The organism is Pseudooceanicola aestuariicola, from assembly GCF_045763785.1.
Lineage (GTDB): Bacteria > Pseudomonadota > Alphaproteobacteria > Rhodobacterales > Rhodobacteraceae > Pseudooceanicola.
In genome coordinates, this window is record NZ_JBJGSF010000003.1 from 463731 (window position 1) to 479605 (window position 15875).

Sequence of the window (15875 nt, forward strand, 5' to 3'; positions counted from 1 at the left end):
GCTAGGGGAGGAGATATAATGCGAGGTATCGCAACATCTTGGTCGGCACTGGCCATCGCTGGGGCGCTGGCCCTCGGGACTGGCGCAGCACTTGCTGACGAAGAGGCGGATCTGGTCATCAACGGGGAAACCGAAATGACTGTTCGCACGGACGCACCGGCGCATCTGGAAGGCGCGCTTGACACGATCTATTCGGGTTGGGTGTTCCGGAACGACGACACGCAGGCCATGCAGGCCGACGATTTCGACAATCCGGGCATGATCTTCGTGGATCAGGCCATGGACACATGGAACGCGGTCGACGGTTCTGAAGGCAAAAGCTGTGCATCGTGCCACGACGGCCCGGAAAGCATGGCGGGCGTGCGCGCATCCTATCCCAAGTGGAACGCGGATGCGGGCGAAGTGCGCACCGTTTGGCAGCAGGTGAACTCCTGCCGCGAAGAGCGGATGGGCGCAGAGCCGTGGAAAATCACCGGTGGTGACATGGCGGCCATGGAAGCGCTGATCGCGGTTCAATCGCGTGGCATGCCTGTGAACGTGGCCACCGATGGTCCGGGTGCAGAGACCTGGGAAAAGGGTAAAGAGATTTACTACACCCGCTATGGTCAATTGGAGCTGAGCTGCGCGAATTGCCACGAAGACAACTATGGCAACTACATCCGCGCAGACCACCTGAGCCAAGGCCAGATCAACGGCTTCCCGACCTACCGTCTGAAGAACGCCAAGCTGAACTCGGTTCAGGCGCGTTTCGAAGGCTGTATCCGGGACACCCGCGCAGAGCCTTTCAAACCCGGCAGCCCCGAGTTTGTAGCGCTTGAAATGTATGTCGCATCGCGCGGCAACGGTCTGTCGGTCGAAGGTCCGTCCGTCCGTAACTAATCGCTGAACCCCGCGTGGCATTTGCTCACGCGGGGTTTTCTTCTTCTAACCAATTCACACATGTGAATATGTAAGCTAATTGAGAGACTTGCCGAATGATCTCACGTCGCGATTTTCTTCAGGTGTCGATGGCCACGGCTGCGCTTTATGGCGCGTCGGGCTTTGGCAATTGGGCCCGTGTTGCTGCGCAGCAGGCGCTGACGCAGGACCAGCTTCTTGAGTTCGAGACGTTTGGAAATGTCTCGTTGATCCACGTCACCGATATCCACGCGCAGCTAAAGCCGATCTATTTCCGTGAACCGTCGATCAACCTTGGTGTCGGTGACAACAAGGGGGAAGTGCCGCACCTGACCGGCGCGGAATTCCGCCTGCGGTACGGCATCGCCGACGGCTCTCCTTCGCATTACGCGCTGTCGTCGGGCGATTTCGCATCGCTGGCCGCAGAATATGGCCGCGTCGGTGGTCTGGACCGTGTGGCGACCGTGATCAATTCGATCCGTGCGGATCGGCCTGATGCGCTGCTGCTGGACGGCGGCGACACGTGGCATGGGTCCTACACCTGCTATCACACCGAAGGTCAGGACATGGTCAACGTGATGAACGCGTTGAAGCCCGATGCCATGACCTTCCATTGGGAATTCACTCTCGGCTCCGGCCGGGTCGAGGAGCTGGTGAACGGCCTTCCCTTCGCTGCCCTCGGGCAGAATATCTTTGATGCCGAATGGGATGAGCCCGCGGAATTGTTCAAGCCTTATGAGTGGTTTGAGCGAGGCGGGGCCAAGATCGCCGTGATCGGTCAGGCCTTCCCCTACATGCCCATCGCCAACCCCGGCTGGATGTTCCCTGAATACAGCTTTGGTATCCGCGACGAAAACATGCAGGCCATGGTCGACGAGGTCCGCGCGCAGGGTGCTGATCTGGTTGTCTGCCTCAGCCACAACGGCTTTGACGTGGATAAATCCATGGCGGGCAAGGTCACCGGCATCGACGTGATCCTGTCGGGTCACACCCATGATGCGTTGCCCGAGCCTGTTCAGGTCGGCAACACGTTCATTATCGCCTCTGGTTCGAACGGTAAGTTTGTCTCCCGCGTCGATCTGGATGTGCGCGATGGCAAAATGATGGGCATCCGCCACAAGCTGATCCCGATCTTCTCGGATGTGATCACGCCGGATGCGGATGTGGCCCGTCTGATCGACGAACAGCGCGCGCCTTATGCCGATACGCTGGCGGATGTTCTGGGCCAGACGGACAGCACGCTCTATCGCCGCGGCAACTTTAACGGGTCGTGGGACGACCTGATCTGTGACGCGCTGCTGTCGGAGCGCGACGCGCAGATCGCGATGTCGCCGGGCGTGCGTTGGGGGCCGTCGCTGGTGCCGGGTGACGACATCACCCGCGAAGACCTGTGGAACGTGACGTCGATGTCCTATCCGAACGCCTATCGCACGGAAATGACTGGCGAATTCATCAAGGTGATCCTTGAGGACGTGGCCGACAACATCTTTAACCCCGACCCCTATTACCAGCAGGGCGGCGACATGGTCCGCATCGGTGGCATGGCCTACGCGATCGACATCTCTAAACCGCAGGGCAGCCGGATTTCCGACATGACCCTGATCGACAGCGGAGAGCTGATCGACCCGTCCAAGACCTACACGGTCGCAGGCTGGGCCAGCGTGAACGAGGGCACCGAAGGCCCGCCGATCTGGGACGTGGTCGAAGCGCATATCAAGAAAATGGGCACTGTGACGGTTGGCGAAAACAACAACGTCAAAGTGACCGGGATGTAAGGCTGCCTTGGGCGGCATCGAAACAAGAAACCAGGAGGACAGGCAGATGAGCCAAGACTTCGAAAACAAGGCGACGTCGCGTCGTGGGTTCCTGAAAGGGGCCGCGGGCGGGGCAGGGGCGGCTGTTCTGGGCGCTGGTGGCGCACAGGCGGCCAGCCATGGTCCCGACCCGCTGATCGTGAACAAACAGGAATGGGCCCAGGGGCTTGGCGACGGGGTGGACGAAACGCCCTATGGTCTGCCGATCAAGTACGAAGCAGACGTTATTCGCCGCAACGTGCCTTGGCTGACGGCTGATCCGATCTCCTCGATCAACTTTACGCCGATTCACGCGCTGGATGGCACGATCACCCCGCAGGGCTGCGCGTTTGAACGCCACCATTCGGGCGCGATCGAGCTGCGGAAAGAAGATTATCGCCTGATGATCAACGGCTTGGTCGATACGCCGCTGGTCTTCACCTATGCCGATCTGGAACGTTTCCCGCGCGAAAACCGCGTGTATTTCTGCGAATGCGCGGCAAATACTGGCATGGAATGGGCGGGCGCGCAGCTGAACGGTGCGCAGTTCACCCATGGCATGATCCACAACATGGAATATTCCGGCATCCCGCTGCGGACTCTGCTGGAAGAGGCCGGTCTGGATGCTGCGGGCGATCTGGCGGACAAATGGGTCTATGTCGAAGGCGCGGATGCATCGTCGAACGGGCGGTCGATCCCGATGGAAAAGGCGCTGGACGACGTTCTGGTGGCCTTCAAGGCCAACGGCGAAGCGCTGCGTATGGAACATGGCTATCCCGTGCGTCTGGTCGTTCCCGGTTGGGAAGGCAACATGTGGGTCAAATGGCTGCGCCGGATCGAGGTGACCGAAGGCCCGATCGAAAGCCGGGAAGAGACCTCCAAGTACACCGACACGTTGGAAGACGGCACGTCGCGCAAATGGACGTGGGTTATGGATGCGAAATCCGTCGTCACCTCGCCGAGCCCGCAATCGCCGATCACACACGGCAAAGGCCCGCTGGTCATCACCGGTCTGGCGTGGTCCGGTCGTGGTGCGATCACCCGTGTGGACGTGTCCAAGGATGGCGGCATGACCTGGGAAACCGCGCGTCTGGCCAAAGAGGGCGAGTCCAAGGCGCTGACCCGCTTCTATCTGGACACCACATGGGACGGCGAAGACATGCTGCTTCAATCCCGTGCGATGGATGAAACCGGATACGTCCAGCCGACCAAGGCGATGCTGCGCGAAACCCGCGGCGAAAACTCGGTCTACCACAACAACTGCATCCAGACCTGGCATGTGAAACCCAATGGGGAGGCCGAAAATGTCGAAGTCTCTTAATCTCTACATCGGCGCAGCAGCCGGGACCGCGATCGTTCTGGGTACGGCCTATTTTGGCGCGAACTCGGCAATCCAATATCCGGAAAGCACCATCGCTTATGTCAAGCCAGAGCCTGTCGCTCCGGCAGAAGACATGACCGCAGAAGCCCCCGCGGCGGAAGAGGTTGCGGCAGAACCGACGACCGTAGAAACCGCCGCTGAAGAGGCGCCCGAGACGCTGGAATCCGAGGCGAAAGCCGTGGCCGAAGCCGTCAGCGCACCTGCAGCCACCACCGAAGAGCCCGTCCGCATGGCAGAGGCGCATCAGGCCCAGACCACGGCCACCGATGCGGTCGCGGCTGACAACATGGGCGTTGGCAAGAACTTCGGTCTGGGCCGCGAAGCCCTGCCGGAAGAGATCACTGCATGGAACCTCGACATAATGCCCGACGGGTCGAACCTGCCGGTGGGGTCCGGCGATGTCTGGACCGGGGACGAGGTATTCGCCGAACATTGTGCCGTGTGTCACGGTGACTTTGCCGAAGGGCGCGACAACTGGCCCAAGCTGGCGGGTGGTCAGGGTACTTTGGCCGACAAGGATCCGCTGAAAACGGTTGGCTCTTACTGGCCCTACCTGTCGACGACTTTCGACTATATCCGCCGGTCGATGCCGTTCGGCAATGCACAGTCGCTGTCGGATGACGATGTCTATGCGATCACCGCGTACATCCTGTATTCCAACGACTTGGTCGACGATGATTTCGTTCTGTCGAACGAGACGTTCATGGATGTGGAAATGCCCAACGCCGACGGCTTCATCGTGGATGACCGCGACACGGCCGAGGCGCACTTCTGGACCGAACCCTGCATGGAAAACTGCAAAGACAGCGTCGAGATCACGATGAAGGCCACCGTGCTGGACGTGACGCCGGATGAGGAAGGCGACGAAAACGCCATCGTCGAAGCCAAGGCCGAAGCCACGATGGATTCAGGCAATACCGTTGCCACCGAAGAGCCTGCAGAAGAGGCAGAGCCCGCAGGTGAAGCGGCGGCTGATACTGGCGGCTCGATCGATATGGCGCTGGCGGCGGAAGGCGAGAATGTCTTCAAGAAGTGTAAAGCCTGCCATCAGGTCGGTGACGGCGCCAAGAACCGGACCGGACCTGTGCTGAACGGTGTGGTCGGTGCCCAGATCGCGCATGTCGGGGACTTCAAATACTCCAATGACATGGCAGCCCTTGGTGAAGAGGGTAAGGTCTGGACCGAAGAGGAGCTTTCGGCCTTCCTTGAAAAGCCCAAAGGGTATCTGGCCAAGACCAAGATGTCTTTTGCGGGTCTGAGGAAGGAAGAAGATCGCAAGGCAGTGATCGAGTACCTCAAGACCTTCAATTAAAACTTCAAAGGCGGTGGCTCTCGGGTCACCGCCTTTTTTGTATCTTATTTTCCTGTCCGCCTTCCCCACGGGCGCAACATTTCAAGAGGAACGATGGCAAAAGCTTCTGGTATCTTTCTTCCCGCACTTGGCGGCTCGGCCTTGGTTCTGGGGCTCGCCTACGGTGTCACGACCCGCGATTACCGCGATGATGAACTGACGGTCATGTCGGATCGCGTGTCCCAGATGGAAAGCAGCTTTGATGCGCTTAGCGACAAGGCCGCCGGTGCAGATGCCCTGCAAGCTCGCATTGCAGAGCTAGAAGCCCAGCTTGCCGCCGCGCAAGAGGCCGCCACCGCGCCAGCCGCGTCCGCAGATCAGCCCGTTGCCGAAGAAACGCCAGTGGTTCAGGCCGAAGCCGCCGGATTTGGCGATGCCGAAGCAGGCGCTTCGGTGTTCCGCAAATGCCAGTCCTGCCACTCGGTCGGGGCAGGGGCCGAGGACCGTGTTGGACCACACCTGAACGGCCTGTTCGGGCGTCGCGCCGGGGCGCATGACGGGTTCCGCTATTCCGAAGATATGGCCATGATGGGGGCTGATGGGCTGACCTGGACGCTTGATACGCTGAACGCCTATCTGGAAAACCCCAAGGCGCTGGTGTCGCGGACGCGGATGAATTTCGCGGGTCTGAAGGATGCCGAGGATCGCGCCGACGTGCTGGCGTTCCTGCGTCAGTATTCCGACAACCCCGCCAACATCCCCGAGGCCACGCCCACCGCGATGGCCCCCGAGGTAGAGCTGTCACCCGAGATCCTCGCCATAGTGGGGGACAGGGACTACGGCGAATACCTCGCCTCGGAATGTTCGACGTGCCACCAAAGCTCGGGCGCGGATGATGGTATCCCGTCGATCACTGGCTGGCCCGAAGACGACTTTGTGATCGCCATGCATGCCTACAAGGAAAAGATCAGGCCGCATCCGGTGATGCAGATGATGGCCGGGCGGCTGAGTGACGAAGAAATCGCAGCCCTTGCCGCGTATTTTGCTGAAATTGGGGGCTAACGGGTGGTGCGTCAGGGATCAGATCAAGCCATTGCTGCTGTTTCCCTGAATTGGGGGCTAGGTTTCACGGCCCCTTATTGTCTATGCATAAGATGCGCGGGCAAACCATATTTCCTATTGCTCGCCGGACCTGGTCCGGCCGCCGGATCGGGTGAATTTTCGACATCCGATTTGACGGAGTATTTGAGCACTATGTCCCTGTTCCCCCCAAGCACGCTGGGGTCCGCACTACTGTGTCTGGCCCTCGCGACAGGCGCTATCGCCCAAGATCACCTTGCCACCGACCCAGACGAAATTGCCGCCGAATGCGGTGGTGCCGCCGACGCCGGAGAGCCGATTTTTCAGGCCGAATGTTCCCAGTGTCACAGCCTGTCGGCCGACGCCGCACCGAAACGCGGCCCGCACCTTCAGGAAATCGCTGGCCGCGTGGTCGGCTCGGTCGAAGGATATGACTATTCCGCGGCCCTTCGTCTGCTGAAGGCCAGCGGTAAGATTTGGGAGCGTGAGGACCTGCACGCTTTCCTGACCAACCCGGCGCAGAACATCCCCGGCAACCGTATGGACCACGCCGGTATCACCGATGAACAGACCCGCCGCGATCTGATGACTTACATCCGCATTGCATCCCTTGCGCCGCCGCCCGAACCGGGCACGCTGGTGCTGTCGGACGAGGTTCTGGCGCTGGAAGGTGACCGGGACTACGGCGAATATCTGGGCGGGGAATGTGTCACCTGCCATCAGGAAGACAAGGCAGGGCAGGGCGTCCCGATGATCCACAACATGGATCGCGGGGCGTTTATTTATGCCATGCACGAATATCGTCTGCGCGCGCGGTCCAACGCGGCGATGCAGATGGTTGCGGGCGCGCTTGGTGATGAGGAGATCGCATCGCTTGCCGCTTATTTCACGGCCGAAGGGCCGACTTCAGATGGGAATTAACCCATCGCACACAGGGAGGACATCTAATGTCTGTTAACAGAAGAACTTTCATCGGGACCGGTGCCCTGGCTGCGGCTGCGCTTTCGGCCCCTAAAGTATTTGGTGCAAGCCATGGCAAGCCCAAGGTTGTCGTCATTGGCGGCGGTGCAGGCGGGGCCACGGCTGCGCGGTACATCGCCAAAGATAGCGATGGTCAGATCGACGTCACGCTGATCGAACCGACCCGCAAGTATTACACCTGCTTCTTCTCGAACCTCTATCTGGGCGGCTTCCGCGATATTTCGTCGATCGGGCACACCTATGGCACGCTGGCCAGCGAATACGGCATCAACGTCGTGCACGACTGGGCGGTTGGCGTGGATCGTGACGCGAAAACGGTGGCACTGGCCGGTGGTGGCTCGGTGCCTTATGACCGTCTGATCATCTCTCCCGGTATCGATTTCGTCGAAGGCGCGGTGCCCGGCTGGGACCTGTCGGCCCAGACCAAGATGCCGCACGCCTACAAGGCTGGCACGCAGTCTGAATTGCTCAAGGCGCAGATGGCGGCGATGCCCGAAGGCGGCACCTTCGCCATGATCGCCCCGCCGAACCCCTATCGCTGCCCGCCCGGACCGTACGAGCGTGTGTCGATGGTCGCCCACTATTTGAAAGAAAACAATCCGACGGCCAAGATTCTGGTCGTCGATCCCAAGGCCAAGTTTTCCAAGCAGGGGCTGTTCGAAGAGGGCTGGAACAAGCACTACAGCGGCATGATCGAACGCATCGGTCCGGACTTTGGTGGCGACAAAGTGTCGGTCGATCCCGATGCGATGACCGTTACCATCGACGGCGCGGTCGAAAACGTTGATGTCTGTAACGTGATCCCGGCGATGAAAGCGGGCCACATCTGCGAGGCCGCAGGCCTGACCGATGGCAACTGGGCGCCTGTCGTTCCCGCGACGATGCAATCGCGCATGGATGAAAACATCCACATCCTTGGCGACGCATCCGCGCAGGGCGATATGCCGAAATCCGGCTTCTCGGCCAACTCTCAGGCCAAGGTCGCGGCGATGGCCGTACGTGGCGCGCTGACCGGGTCCAAGGTCTTCCCGGCCAAGTTCTCCAATACCTGCTGGTCGCTGATCGAAACGGACGACGGCGTCAAAGTCGGCGCATCTTACGAGGCGACCGAAGAAAAGATCGCCAAGACGGATGGCTTCATCTCTCAGACCGGCGAAGATGCCGCGCTGCGCAAGGCGACGTATGAGGAGTCGGTCGGCTGGTACGAAGGTATCACGGCGGACATGTTCGGCTGATCGATTGCTGAGCTTTGAAACACAGGCCCCCGCGGGACACCGCGGGGGTCTTTCGTTGTAGCGGCCAGTGGCGCGTCGTCGGGCCACGGGGCGGCGATGCCAATCTTTTGAACAATGCGATTTATGGCTGCCGTGGCCGCCCGGTCGCTGCCCCTCTCGCCAGTGTCATCAAATCGCCGGGCCAGGGGGCGGCCCGGCGATGCGCGGCGGCCTCTGGCCTTGATTCCGCGCATGCAATTGGCGGCGAAGCCGTGCTGCTGAAACAATCTGCTGTGCACATGCATCACACCCCCGGTTTACCGTAAGGTTACAAGATATTCCCCCAGCCCTTGCAGCCCTGCGTTCGCATAACTAAGACTCTGTTAGATCCTGATCGCTAAAGATCAGAAGGGTAGCAGGAGGCGGTCCGGATGAGCGACGTTTACGACAATTACATGAACACCTTGGTGCCGATGGTGGTCGAACAGACCAGCCGCGGTGAACGGGCCTATGACATCTTTTCTCGCCTGCTGAAGGAGCGGATCATTTTCGTCTCCGGTCCGGTGCATGATGGCATGTCCAGCCTGATCGTGGCGCAGTTGCTGCACCTTGAGGCGGAAAACCCGTCTAAAGATATCTCGATGTATATCAACAGCCCCGGCGGTGTCGTCACCTCTGGCCTGTCGATCTACGACACGATGCAATACATCAAACCCAAGGTCGGCACGCTGGTGATCGGCCAGGCGGCGTCGATGGGCTCGCTCCTGCTGGCGGGTGGTGAGGCTGGCATGCGCTACGCCCTGCCCAATGCCGAAGTGATGGTGCACCAGCCTTCTGGTGGCTACCGCGGTCAGGCGACGGACATCATGATTCACGCCCGTCATACCGAGCGTTTGAAAGAGCGTCTGAATAACATCTACGTCAAGCACACCGGTCAGGACTTTGAAACCGTGGTCGATGCGTTGGAACGCGATAACTTCATGACAGCTCAGGAAGCCAAGGACTGGGGCCTGATCGACGAGATCTTTGAAAACCGGCCCAAGGGCGAAGAAGAAGACAAGTAAGTCTCAGATCGGTGACGATCTGTTTATGACTGATTTTTGACATTGTGGATGGTCTGGGGGTGACTTAGGCTATCCACCAAAGCTTTTTCCGGCCCGCGGCCGGATAAATCGACGCAAGCCCCACCCACGGGGCAAGAGGTGTACTATGGCGAACAATTCCAGCGGCGACAGCAAGAACACGCTCTACTGCAGCTTCTGCGGCAAGAGCCAGCACGAGGTCCGCAAACTGATCGCCGGTCCCACGGTGTTCATCTGCGACGAATGTGTTGAGCTGTGTATGGACATCATCCGCGAGGAAACGAAATCCTCCGGTCTGAAATCTTCCGAAGGCGTGCCCACCCCGCAGGAAATCTGCGACGTGCTGGACGATTACGTCATCGGTCAGAAGATCGCGAAACGCGTCCTCTCGGTCGCTGTGCACAACCACTACAAGCGTCTGAACCACGCGGGTAAGTCGGGCGATATCGAACTGGCGAAATCCAACATCCTGCTGATCGGCCCGACGGGTTGCGGCAAGACGCTGCTGGCCCAGACGCTGGCGCGCATTCTGGATGTGCCCTTCACCATGGCCGACGCCACCACCCTGACCGAAGCCGGTTACGTCGGCGAAGACGTGGAAAACATCATTCTCAAGCTGCTTCAGGCGTCCGAATACAACGTCGAAAAGGCACAGCGCGGCATCGTCTACATCGACGAAGTCGATAAGATTACCCGCAAGTCGGAAAACCCGTCGATCACCCGTGACGTTTCGGGTGAAGGCGTTCAGCAGGCTCTGCTGAAGCTGATGGAAGGCACGGTCGCCTCGGTTCCGCCGCAGGGCGGGCGCAAGCATCCGCAGCAGGAATTCCTGCAGGTTGACACGACGAACATCCTGTTCATCTGTGGCGGTGCCTTCGCAGGTCTCGACCGGATCATCGCGCAGCGTGGCAAAGGCTCTGCCATGGGCTTCGGCGCCGAAGTGCGCGACAACGACAACCGTGGCGTGGGCGAGATTTTCCAGGACCTCGAACCCGAGGATCTGCTGAAATTCGGCCTGATTCCTGAATTTGTCGGTCGTCTGCCGGTTCTGGCAACACTGGAAGATCTGGACGAAGACGCGCTGGTCACCATCCTGACCGAACCCAAGAACGCACTGGTCAAACAGTACCAGCGCCTGTTCGAGTTGGAAGACAGCAAGCTGACCTTTACCGAAGACGCGCTGTCGGCGATTGCCAAGCGTGCGATCGAACGCAAGACCGGTGCACGTGGTCTGCGCTCGATCCTCGAAGACATCCTGCTGGACACGATGTTCGAACTGCCGGGCATGGAAAACGTCGAAGAGGTCGTGGTGAACGAAGAGGCTGTGACCTCGGACGCGAACCCGCTGATGATCTACGCCGACGCCAAGAAAGAAGGCGCAACGGCAGGCTAAGGCCAAAGCATATCAACCAAGGTAGGGCGGGGTTTTACCCCGCCTTTTCTGTGCAAAGGGATGAAACGCATGGATATCAAACGCATCCACTCGGGCGGAGAGTTCGAAGGCAAGATCGGCTATTGCCGCGCGGTCGTGGCGGGTGGCTTTGTCCACGTCGCGGGCACCGTCGGGCAGGGTGATGACGTGGTTTCTCAGTGCCGGTCGGCGCTAGAGGTGATTGGTGCGGCGCTGGACAAGGCCGGGTCGTCCATGGCCAAGGTGGTGCGGGTGAACTATTACCTGCCGGACCGCGCCGAATTTGAACCCTGCTGGCCCGTGTTGGCCGAGGCCTTCGGCGACAACCCGCCCGCCGCGACGATGGTGGAATGCGGGTTAATCGACGACAAGTACCGGATCGAGATCGAGGTGACCGCGCTGGCGTAAAGCTGCGCTGTTAGTCTTGTAGCAATAATGGAAATGTAGGCTCGCAGCTCTAGGCTGTCGAAGCCACATTCGTCACAGGGCCCGCCCGACGGATACGTCGGGCTGCGCCGACCCGCCCCCATGGGACGGCGCAATCGCGCCACCCCTCGGGTCGGCGCTGCCCTCATCAAGTCATATACCCTTTGTCCTACTGGACCTCTGCCGCGGAATGCGCCATATCAGGGACAAGACCAACCGGAGGTTTTCCATGGGCATTCTCAACTCCTTCCTTAGCGCAGTCACCTGGTGGAACGGCGCGACGCTGAACACCCGGCTTTATACCCGGCGCAAGGGCACCAAGGTGGGTGAGGATGAGAACGGCAACGTCTTCTACACCGCCAACGACGGCAAAAAGCGTTGGGTCATCTACAATGGTGAGGTCGAGGCAAGCCGCATCGGTGCCGACTGGCACGGCTGGCTGCACCACACCTATGACGAGACGCCCAAGGAACGCCCGATGGCGCATAAGCCGTGGGAAAAAGAACACCTGCCCAACATGACCGGCACGCCCGAGGCCTATGCGCCCGCAGGGTCGCTGCGTCGGCCCGAGCCGGTAACCCGCAAGGATTACGAGGCCTGGACCCCCGAATAAGGCCTCAGGAGGCCGTCTGATGTCTCAGAACCGAACCGAGGTGATCGTCGGCGGTGCCGTAGTCGCGCTGGCCATCGGCTTTGCCGTTTATGCGGGGCAGATTGCGGGCGTCGGGTCTGGCGGCGCTGGCTATCCGCTGAAAGCGTCGTTCCGGTCGGTGGATGGTGTGTCGCTGGGAACGGACGTGCGCATGGCCGGGGTCAAGGTCGGCACGGTCACCGGCATTGATCTGGACCCGCAGACCTTTCGCGCCGTCACGACCTTTACCGTGACCGAGGGGATCGAGGTCCCGGATGACAGTTCGGTCGTGATCTCGTCCGAAGGGCTGCTGGGTGGCAATTACGTCGAGGTGCTGCCGGGTGGATCGCCCTTTGCCTATGCGGCCGGGGACGAGGTCTTGGACACGCAGGGCGCCGTTAGCCTTGTGTCGCTGCTGATGAAATTCGTCGCCGGAGGGGACAATTGATGCGCTGGATGGCTTTAGCCCTTTCGCTGCTTGCCGCGCCGGTTCTGGCGCAGGAAGACGTGCAGGTTGGCACTGGTGCTGTTCTGCGCGGGCTGGACAAGATCAACGGGGATACGCTGGACGTGACCGTGCCCATGGGCCAGGCCGCCATGGTGGGCAAGCTGTCGATCACGATGTGGGAATGCCGCTATCCCGATGGTAACCCGGCGGGCGACGCCTATGCCTTCATGACCATCACAGAGCCGCAGAAATCCGACGATCCCATCTTTTCGGGCTGGATGGTCGCCTCATCCCCGGCGCTGAATCCGCTGGATCACTTTCGGTACGATATCTGGGTGTTGAACTGCACGACCTCTTGACCCGATGAGGGCAGGGCGGGCGTGGTGAAGTTGGCCGGGTAGGCCAGCGCATCGGCCAGTCGAGACCGGTATTCCGCGCGGCTGATTTCTTCCCCTCCAAGAGAGGCGAGGTGAGAGGTCAGGAACTGCGTGTCGAACAGTTTGAACCCGCCGTTGTTCAAATGCGCCACGAGCCATGCCAGCGCGATTTTCGACGCGTTGGTGCGGCGGGAAAACATGCTTTCCCCGAAATAGGCCCCGCCAAGCGCCACGCCGTAGACCCCGCCGATCAACTGGCGGGTCTTACGGTCGGGCTGGTCCCAGACCTCGATCGAATGGGCGAATCCGCTATCGTGGAGTTGCTGGTAAAGATCCGCGATCCGGGCGGAAATCCATGTGTCCGCCCGATCCGCGCAGCCTTCGACCACGCCAGCGAAATCATCGTTGATGGTGACGTGGTAATCATCGCGCCTGAGCGTGCGGGACAGGGACCGCGAGATGCGGAACCCATCCAGAGGAATCACACCACGCCGCCGGGGTTCGACCCAGAAGATTTCCGGGTCGTCACGGTGTTCGGACATCGGAAAGATGCCCGAGGTATAGGCGTGCAACAGCAAGTCCGGCGTCAATTCGCCGTGGTCGGTGTCTTTCATCAGATCGCCTGTGCGGGCTTGGCGGGTGTCAGTTCAGTGTGCCACGGGCTAGTGTGCCATGGGGCCGCGCCTTTGGCGAGGGTGAAGGGGCGCTGCCCCTTCTTGGCCTGCGGCCAATTCATCCCCGAGGGTATTTATTGACCAGAAGAACGGGGGGCAGGGTCAAAAGAAACCGCCCCGGGCTGGGCCGGGGCGTGGTCGTTTATTTCAGTTTGCCCTGTTCCAGCCAGTGTTCCAGCCAGTGGATGTTGTAATTGCCCGAGTGGATGTCAGGTTCGGCCAGCAGCGCGGCGAAAAGCGGTACGGTGTTTTCCACGCCGTCGATGATCAATTCGCCAAGCGCACGGTTCAGACGGGCCAGCGCCTCGTCCCGGTCGCGGCCATGCACGATCAGCTTGCCGATCAGGCTGTCATAGTAGGGCGGGATCGTATAGCCGTCGTAAAGCGCGCTATCCATACGCACGCCAAGGCCGCCGGGCGCGTGGAACGCGGTGATCTTGCCGGGACGCGGCGCGAACTCGGGCAGTTTTTCGGCGTTAAGGCGCACTTCGATGGCGTGACCGTTGATCGTCAGGTCATCCTGTTCGAAAGACATGGGCAGACCAGCCGCGACGCGGATTTGTTCGCGGACCAAGTCCACGCCAAAGATCGCTTCGGTCACCGGGTGTTCGACCTGAAGGCGGGTGTTCATCTCGATGAAGTAGAATTCGCCCTTTTCATAGAGGAATTCGATCGTGCCAGCTCCCGCATAGTTGATCTTGGCCACGGCGTCGGCGCAGATCTTGCCGATCTCAGCGCGTTCTTCGGGGGTGATGCAGGGGCCGGGGGCCTCTTCGAACACTTTCTGGTGGCGGCGCTGCAGGGAGCAGTCGCGTTCGCCCAGATGGACCGCACGGCCCTTGCCGTCGCCAAAGACTTGGATTTCGATATGGCGGGGCGTGGTCAGGTATTTCTCGATATAGACTTCGTCGTTGCCAAAGGCGGCCTTGGCCTCACTCCGGGCGGTCGAGAAGGCGTTTTCCATGTCTTTTTCGGACTTGGCGACCTTCATACCGCGCCCGCCGCCGCCAGCTGTGGCCTTGACGATGACGGGGTAGCCAAACTCGGCGCCGATGGCCTTGGCGGTGGCCAGATCGGGCACACCACCGTCAGAGCCGGGCACGCAGGGCACGCCAAGCGCTTTCATCGTGTCCTTGGCGGTGATCTTGTCGCCCATGACACGGATGTGTTCGGCGGTGGGGCCGATGAAGGACAACCCGTGATCTTCGACGATCTGCACGAAGGCCGCGTTTTCCGACAAAAAGCCATAGCCCGGGTGGATTGCCTGTGCGCCTGTGACTTCGGCGGCAGCAATGATCGACGGGATGTGCAGGTAGCTGTCAGAGCCCGGAGGCGGGCCGATACAGACGGATTCGTCGGCCATACGCACATGCATCGCGTCGGCGTCGGCAGTGGAATGCACGGCGACGGATTGCACGCCCATTTCGCGGGCGGCGCGGATGACGCGCAGGGCGATCTCGCCCCGGTTGGCAATCAGGATCTTGTCGAACATCGGGGGACCCTTATTCGATGATCATCAGCGGCGCGCCATATTCGACGGCGGCCTTGTCTTCGACCAGAATGCGTTTGACCGTGCCGGATTTGGGCGCGGGGATCTGGTTCATGGTTTTCATCGCCTCGACGATCAGCAGCGTCTGCCCTTCGGAGACCTGATCGCCCACTTTGACAAACGCCGGGGCGGTCGGTTCAGGCTGCAGGTAGATCGTGCCCACCATGGGCGAGGTCACGGCGCCGGGGTGATCGGCGGGGTCAGCCGGTGCTTCGGTCGGCGCAGCAGCGGCGGGTGCTGCCGCGGGCGCGGCTGCGGGTGCTGGCGCGGGGGCCGCATAGCTGACAGCCGGGGCCGCGGCGACTTCGACCTTTTTCGACACGCGCACGTTCAGGCTGTCGTCTTCGCCGTAGTCACGTTTGACCTCGATCTCGGTCAGTTCGTTTTCTTGCAGCAGTTCGGCCAGCGCCTTGATGAAGGCTACGTCGGCTTCGGTCGTTTTATTGGTCATTCAGGTACTCGCCCGATATTTTCGCAAAGAGGTGTCAGGATCGCGGTGCGACACATTCACCTAAACTGGTGCGCTTATAAGGGAAGTGTGCGTGGGTGAAAAGCATTGACCGCGTTGCGCCGTGTGGCAGGCGGTGAGGCGGATTTGCGCCTTGTGGGCAAGAGAAAGGGCCGCCCGTCGGAGCGGCCC

At 60.6% G+C, this 15875-nt stretch carries 16 protein-coding genes; 13 read left to right on the forward strand and 3 right to left on the reverse strand.

The window, feature by feature from the left end:
• The first annotated feature begins 18 nt into the window (after window positions 1–18).
• The 13 genes from soxA (at window position 19) to ACI3GR_RS14770 (ending at window position 12994) form a co-directional block, all read left to right on the forward strand.
• On the forward strand, window positions 19–879 hold the full coding sequence (gene soxA, locus ACI3GR_RS14710) for a sulfur oxidation c-type cytochrome SoxA (protein ID WP_407495505.1): 861 nt from the start codon (window positions 19–21) through the stop codon (window positions 877–879).
• Between the two features lie 95 nt (window positions 880–974).
• The gene (gene soxB / locus ACI3GR_RS14715; protein WP_407495506.1) at window positions 975–2672 is read left to right on the forward strand and encodes a thiosulfohydrolase SoxB; all 1698 of its coding nucleotides are present in this window, start codon (window positions 975–977) and stop codon (window positions 2670–2672) included.
• Window positions 2673–2718: 46 nt separating this feature from the next.
• Window positions 2719–4011 carry a sulfite dehydrogenase gene (gene soxC / locus ACI3GR_RS14720; protein ID WP_407495508.1) on the forward strand — a complete coding sequence of 431 codons (1293 nt, stop codon included), beginning with the start codon at window positions 2719–2721 and terminating at the stop codon, window positions 4009–4011.
• 346 nt (window positions 4012–4357) lie between these two features.
• Entirely contained in the window at window positions 4358–5383 is a 1026-nt protein-coding gene (locus tag ACI3GR_RS14725; RefSeq protein WP_407495594.1) for a c-type cytochrome, read from the forward strand.
• Between the two features lie 381 nt (window positions 5384–5764).
• Window positions 5765–6424, forward strand: coding sequence for a c-type cytochrome (locus ACI3GR_RS14730; RefSeq protein WP_407495596.1), 660 nt, complete (start codon window positions 5765–5767; stop codon window positions 6422–6424).
• Between the two features lie 192 nt (window positions 6425–6616).
• Complete coding sequence (locus ACI3GR_RS14735; RefSeq protein ID WP_407495510.1) at window positions 6617–7363, forward strand: c-type cytochrome; 747 nt, start codon at window positions 6617–6619, stop codon at window positions 7361–7363.
• Window positions 7364–7389: 26 nt separating this feature from the next.
• Window positions 7390–8658 (forward strand): FCSD flavin-binding domain-containing protein, encoded by a 1269-nt coding sequence (locus tag ACI3GR_RS14740; RefSeq protein ID WP_407495513.1) that lies wholly within the window; start codon window positions 7390–7392, stop codon window positions 8656–8658.
• Window positions 8659–9068: 410 nt separating this feature from the next.
• On the forward strand, window positions 9069–9701 hold the full coding sequence (locus tag ACI3GR_RS14745; RefSeq protein WP_407495515.1) for an ATP-dependent Clp protease proteolytic subunit: 633 nt from the start codon (window positions 9069–9071) through the stop codon (window positions 9699–9701).
• Between the two features lie 145 nt (window positions 9702–9846).
• Complete coding sequence (clpX, locus tag ACI3GR_RS14750) at window positions 9847–11112, forward strand: ATP-dependent Clp protease ATP-binding subunit ClpX (protein ID WP_407495517.1); 1266 nt, start codon at window positions 9847–9849, stop codon at window positions 11110–11112.
• Window positions 11113–11181: 69 nt separating this feature from the next.
• Window positions 11182–11538 (forward strand): RidA family protein, encoded by a 357-nt coding sequence (locus ACI3GR_RS14755; RefSeq protein WP_407495518.1) that lies wholly within the window; start codon window positions 11182–11184, stop codon window positions 11536–11538.
• 247 nt (window positions 11539–11785) lie between these two features.
• Window positions 11786–12169: an NADH:ubiquinone oxidoreductase subunit NDUFA12 gene (locus ACI3GR_RS14760; RefSeq protein ID WP_407495520.1), complete on the forward strand. Its 384-nt coding sequence runs from the start codon at window positions 11786–11788 to the stop codon at window positions 12167–12169.
• A 19-nt stretch (window positions 12170–12188) separates the two neighbouring features.
• On the forward strand, window positions 12189–12635 hold the full coding sequence (mlaD, locus tag ACI3GR_RS14765) for an outer membrane lipid asymmetry maintenance protein MlaD (protein ID WP_407495522.1): 447 nt from the start codon (window positions 12189–12191) through the stop codon (window positions 12633–12635).
• The gene (locus tag ACI3GR_RS14770; RefSeq protein ID WP_407495524.1) at window positions 12635–12994 is read left to right on the forward strand and encodes a DUF2155 domain-containing protein; all 360 of its coding nucleotides are present in this window, start codon (window positions 12635–12637) and stop codon (window positions 12992–12994) included. Before mlaD ends, ACI3GR_RS14770 begins: the two co-directional genes overlap by 1 nt.
• On the opposite strand, the gene aat is transcribed toward ACI3GR_RS14770, so the two are convergent.
• The 3 genes from aat to accB all read right to left on the reverse strand — a co-directional run bounded on the left by aat (window position 12949) and on the right by accB (window position 15686).
• Window positions 12949–13626 carry a leucyl/phenylalanyl-tRNA--protein transferase gene (gene aat / locus ACI3GR_RS14775; RefSeq protein WP_407495525.1) on the reverse strand — a complete coding sequence of 226 codons (678 nt, stop codon included), beginning with the start codon at window positions 13624–13626 and terminating at the stop codon, window positions 12949–12951. The genes ACI3GR_RS14770 and aat overlap by 46 nt on opposite strands.
• Before the next feature lie 202 nt (window positions 13627–13828).
• Window positions 13829–15178 (reverse strand): acetyl-CoA carboxylase biotin carboxylase subunit, encoded by a 1350-nt coding sequence (accC, locus tag ACI3GR_RS14780; RefSeq protein ID WP_407495527.1) that lies wholly within the window; start codon window positions 15176–15178, stop codon window positions 13829–13831.
• A 10-nt stretch (window positions 15179–15188) separates the two neighbouring features.
• On the reverse strand, window positions 15189–15686 hold the full coding sequence (gene accB / locus ACI3GR_RS14785) for an acetyl-CoA carboxylase biotin carboxyl carrier protein (RefSeq protein ID WP_407495528.1): 498 nt from the start codon (window positions 15684–15686) through the stop codon (window positions 15189–15191).
• Window positions 15687–15875: the final 189 nt, after the last annotated feature.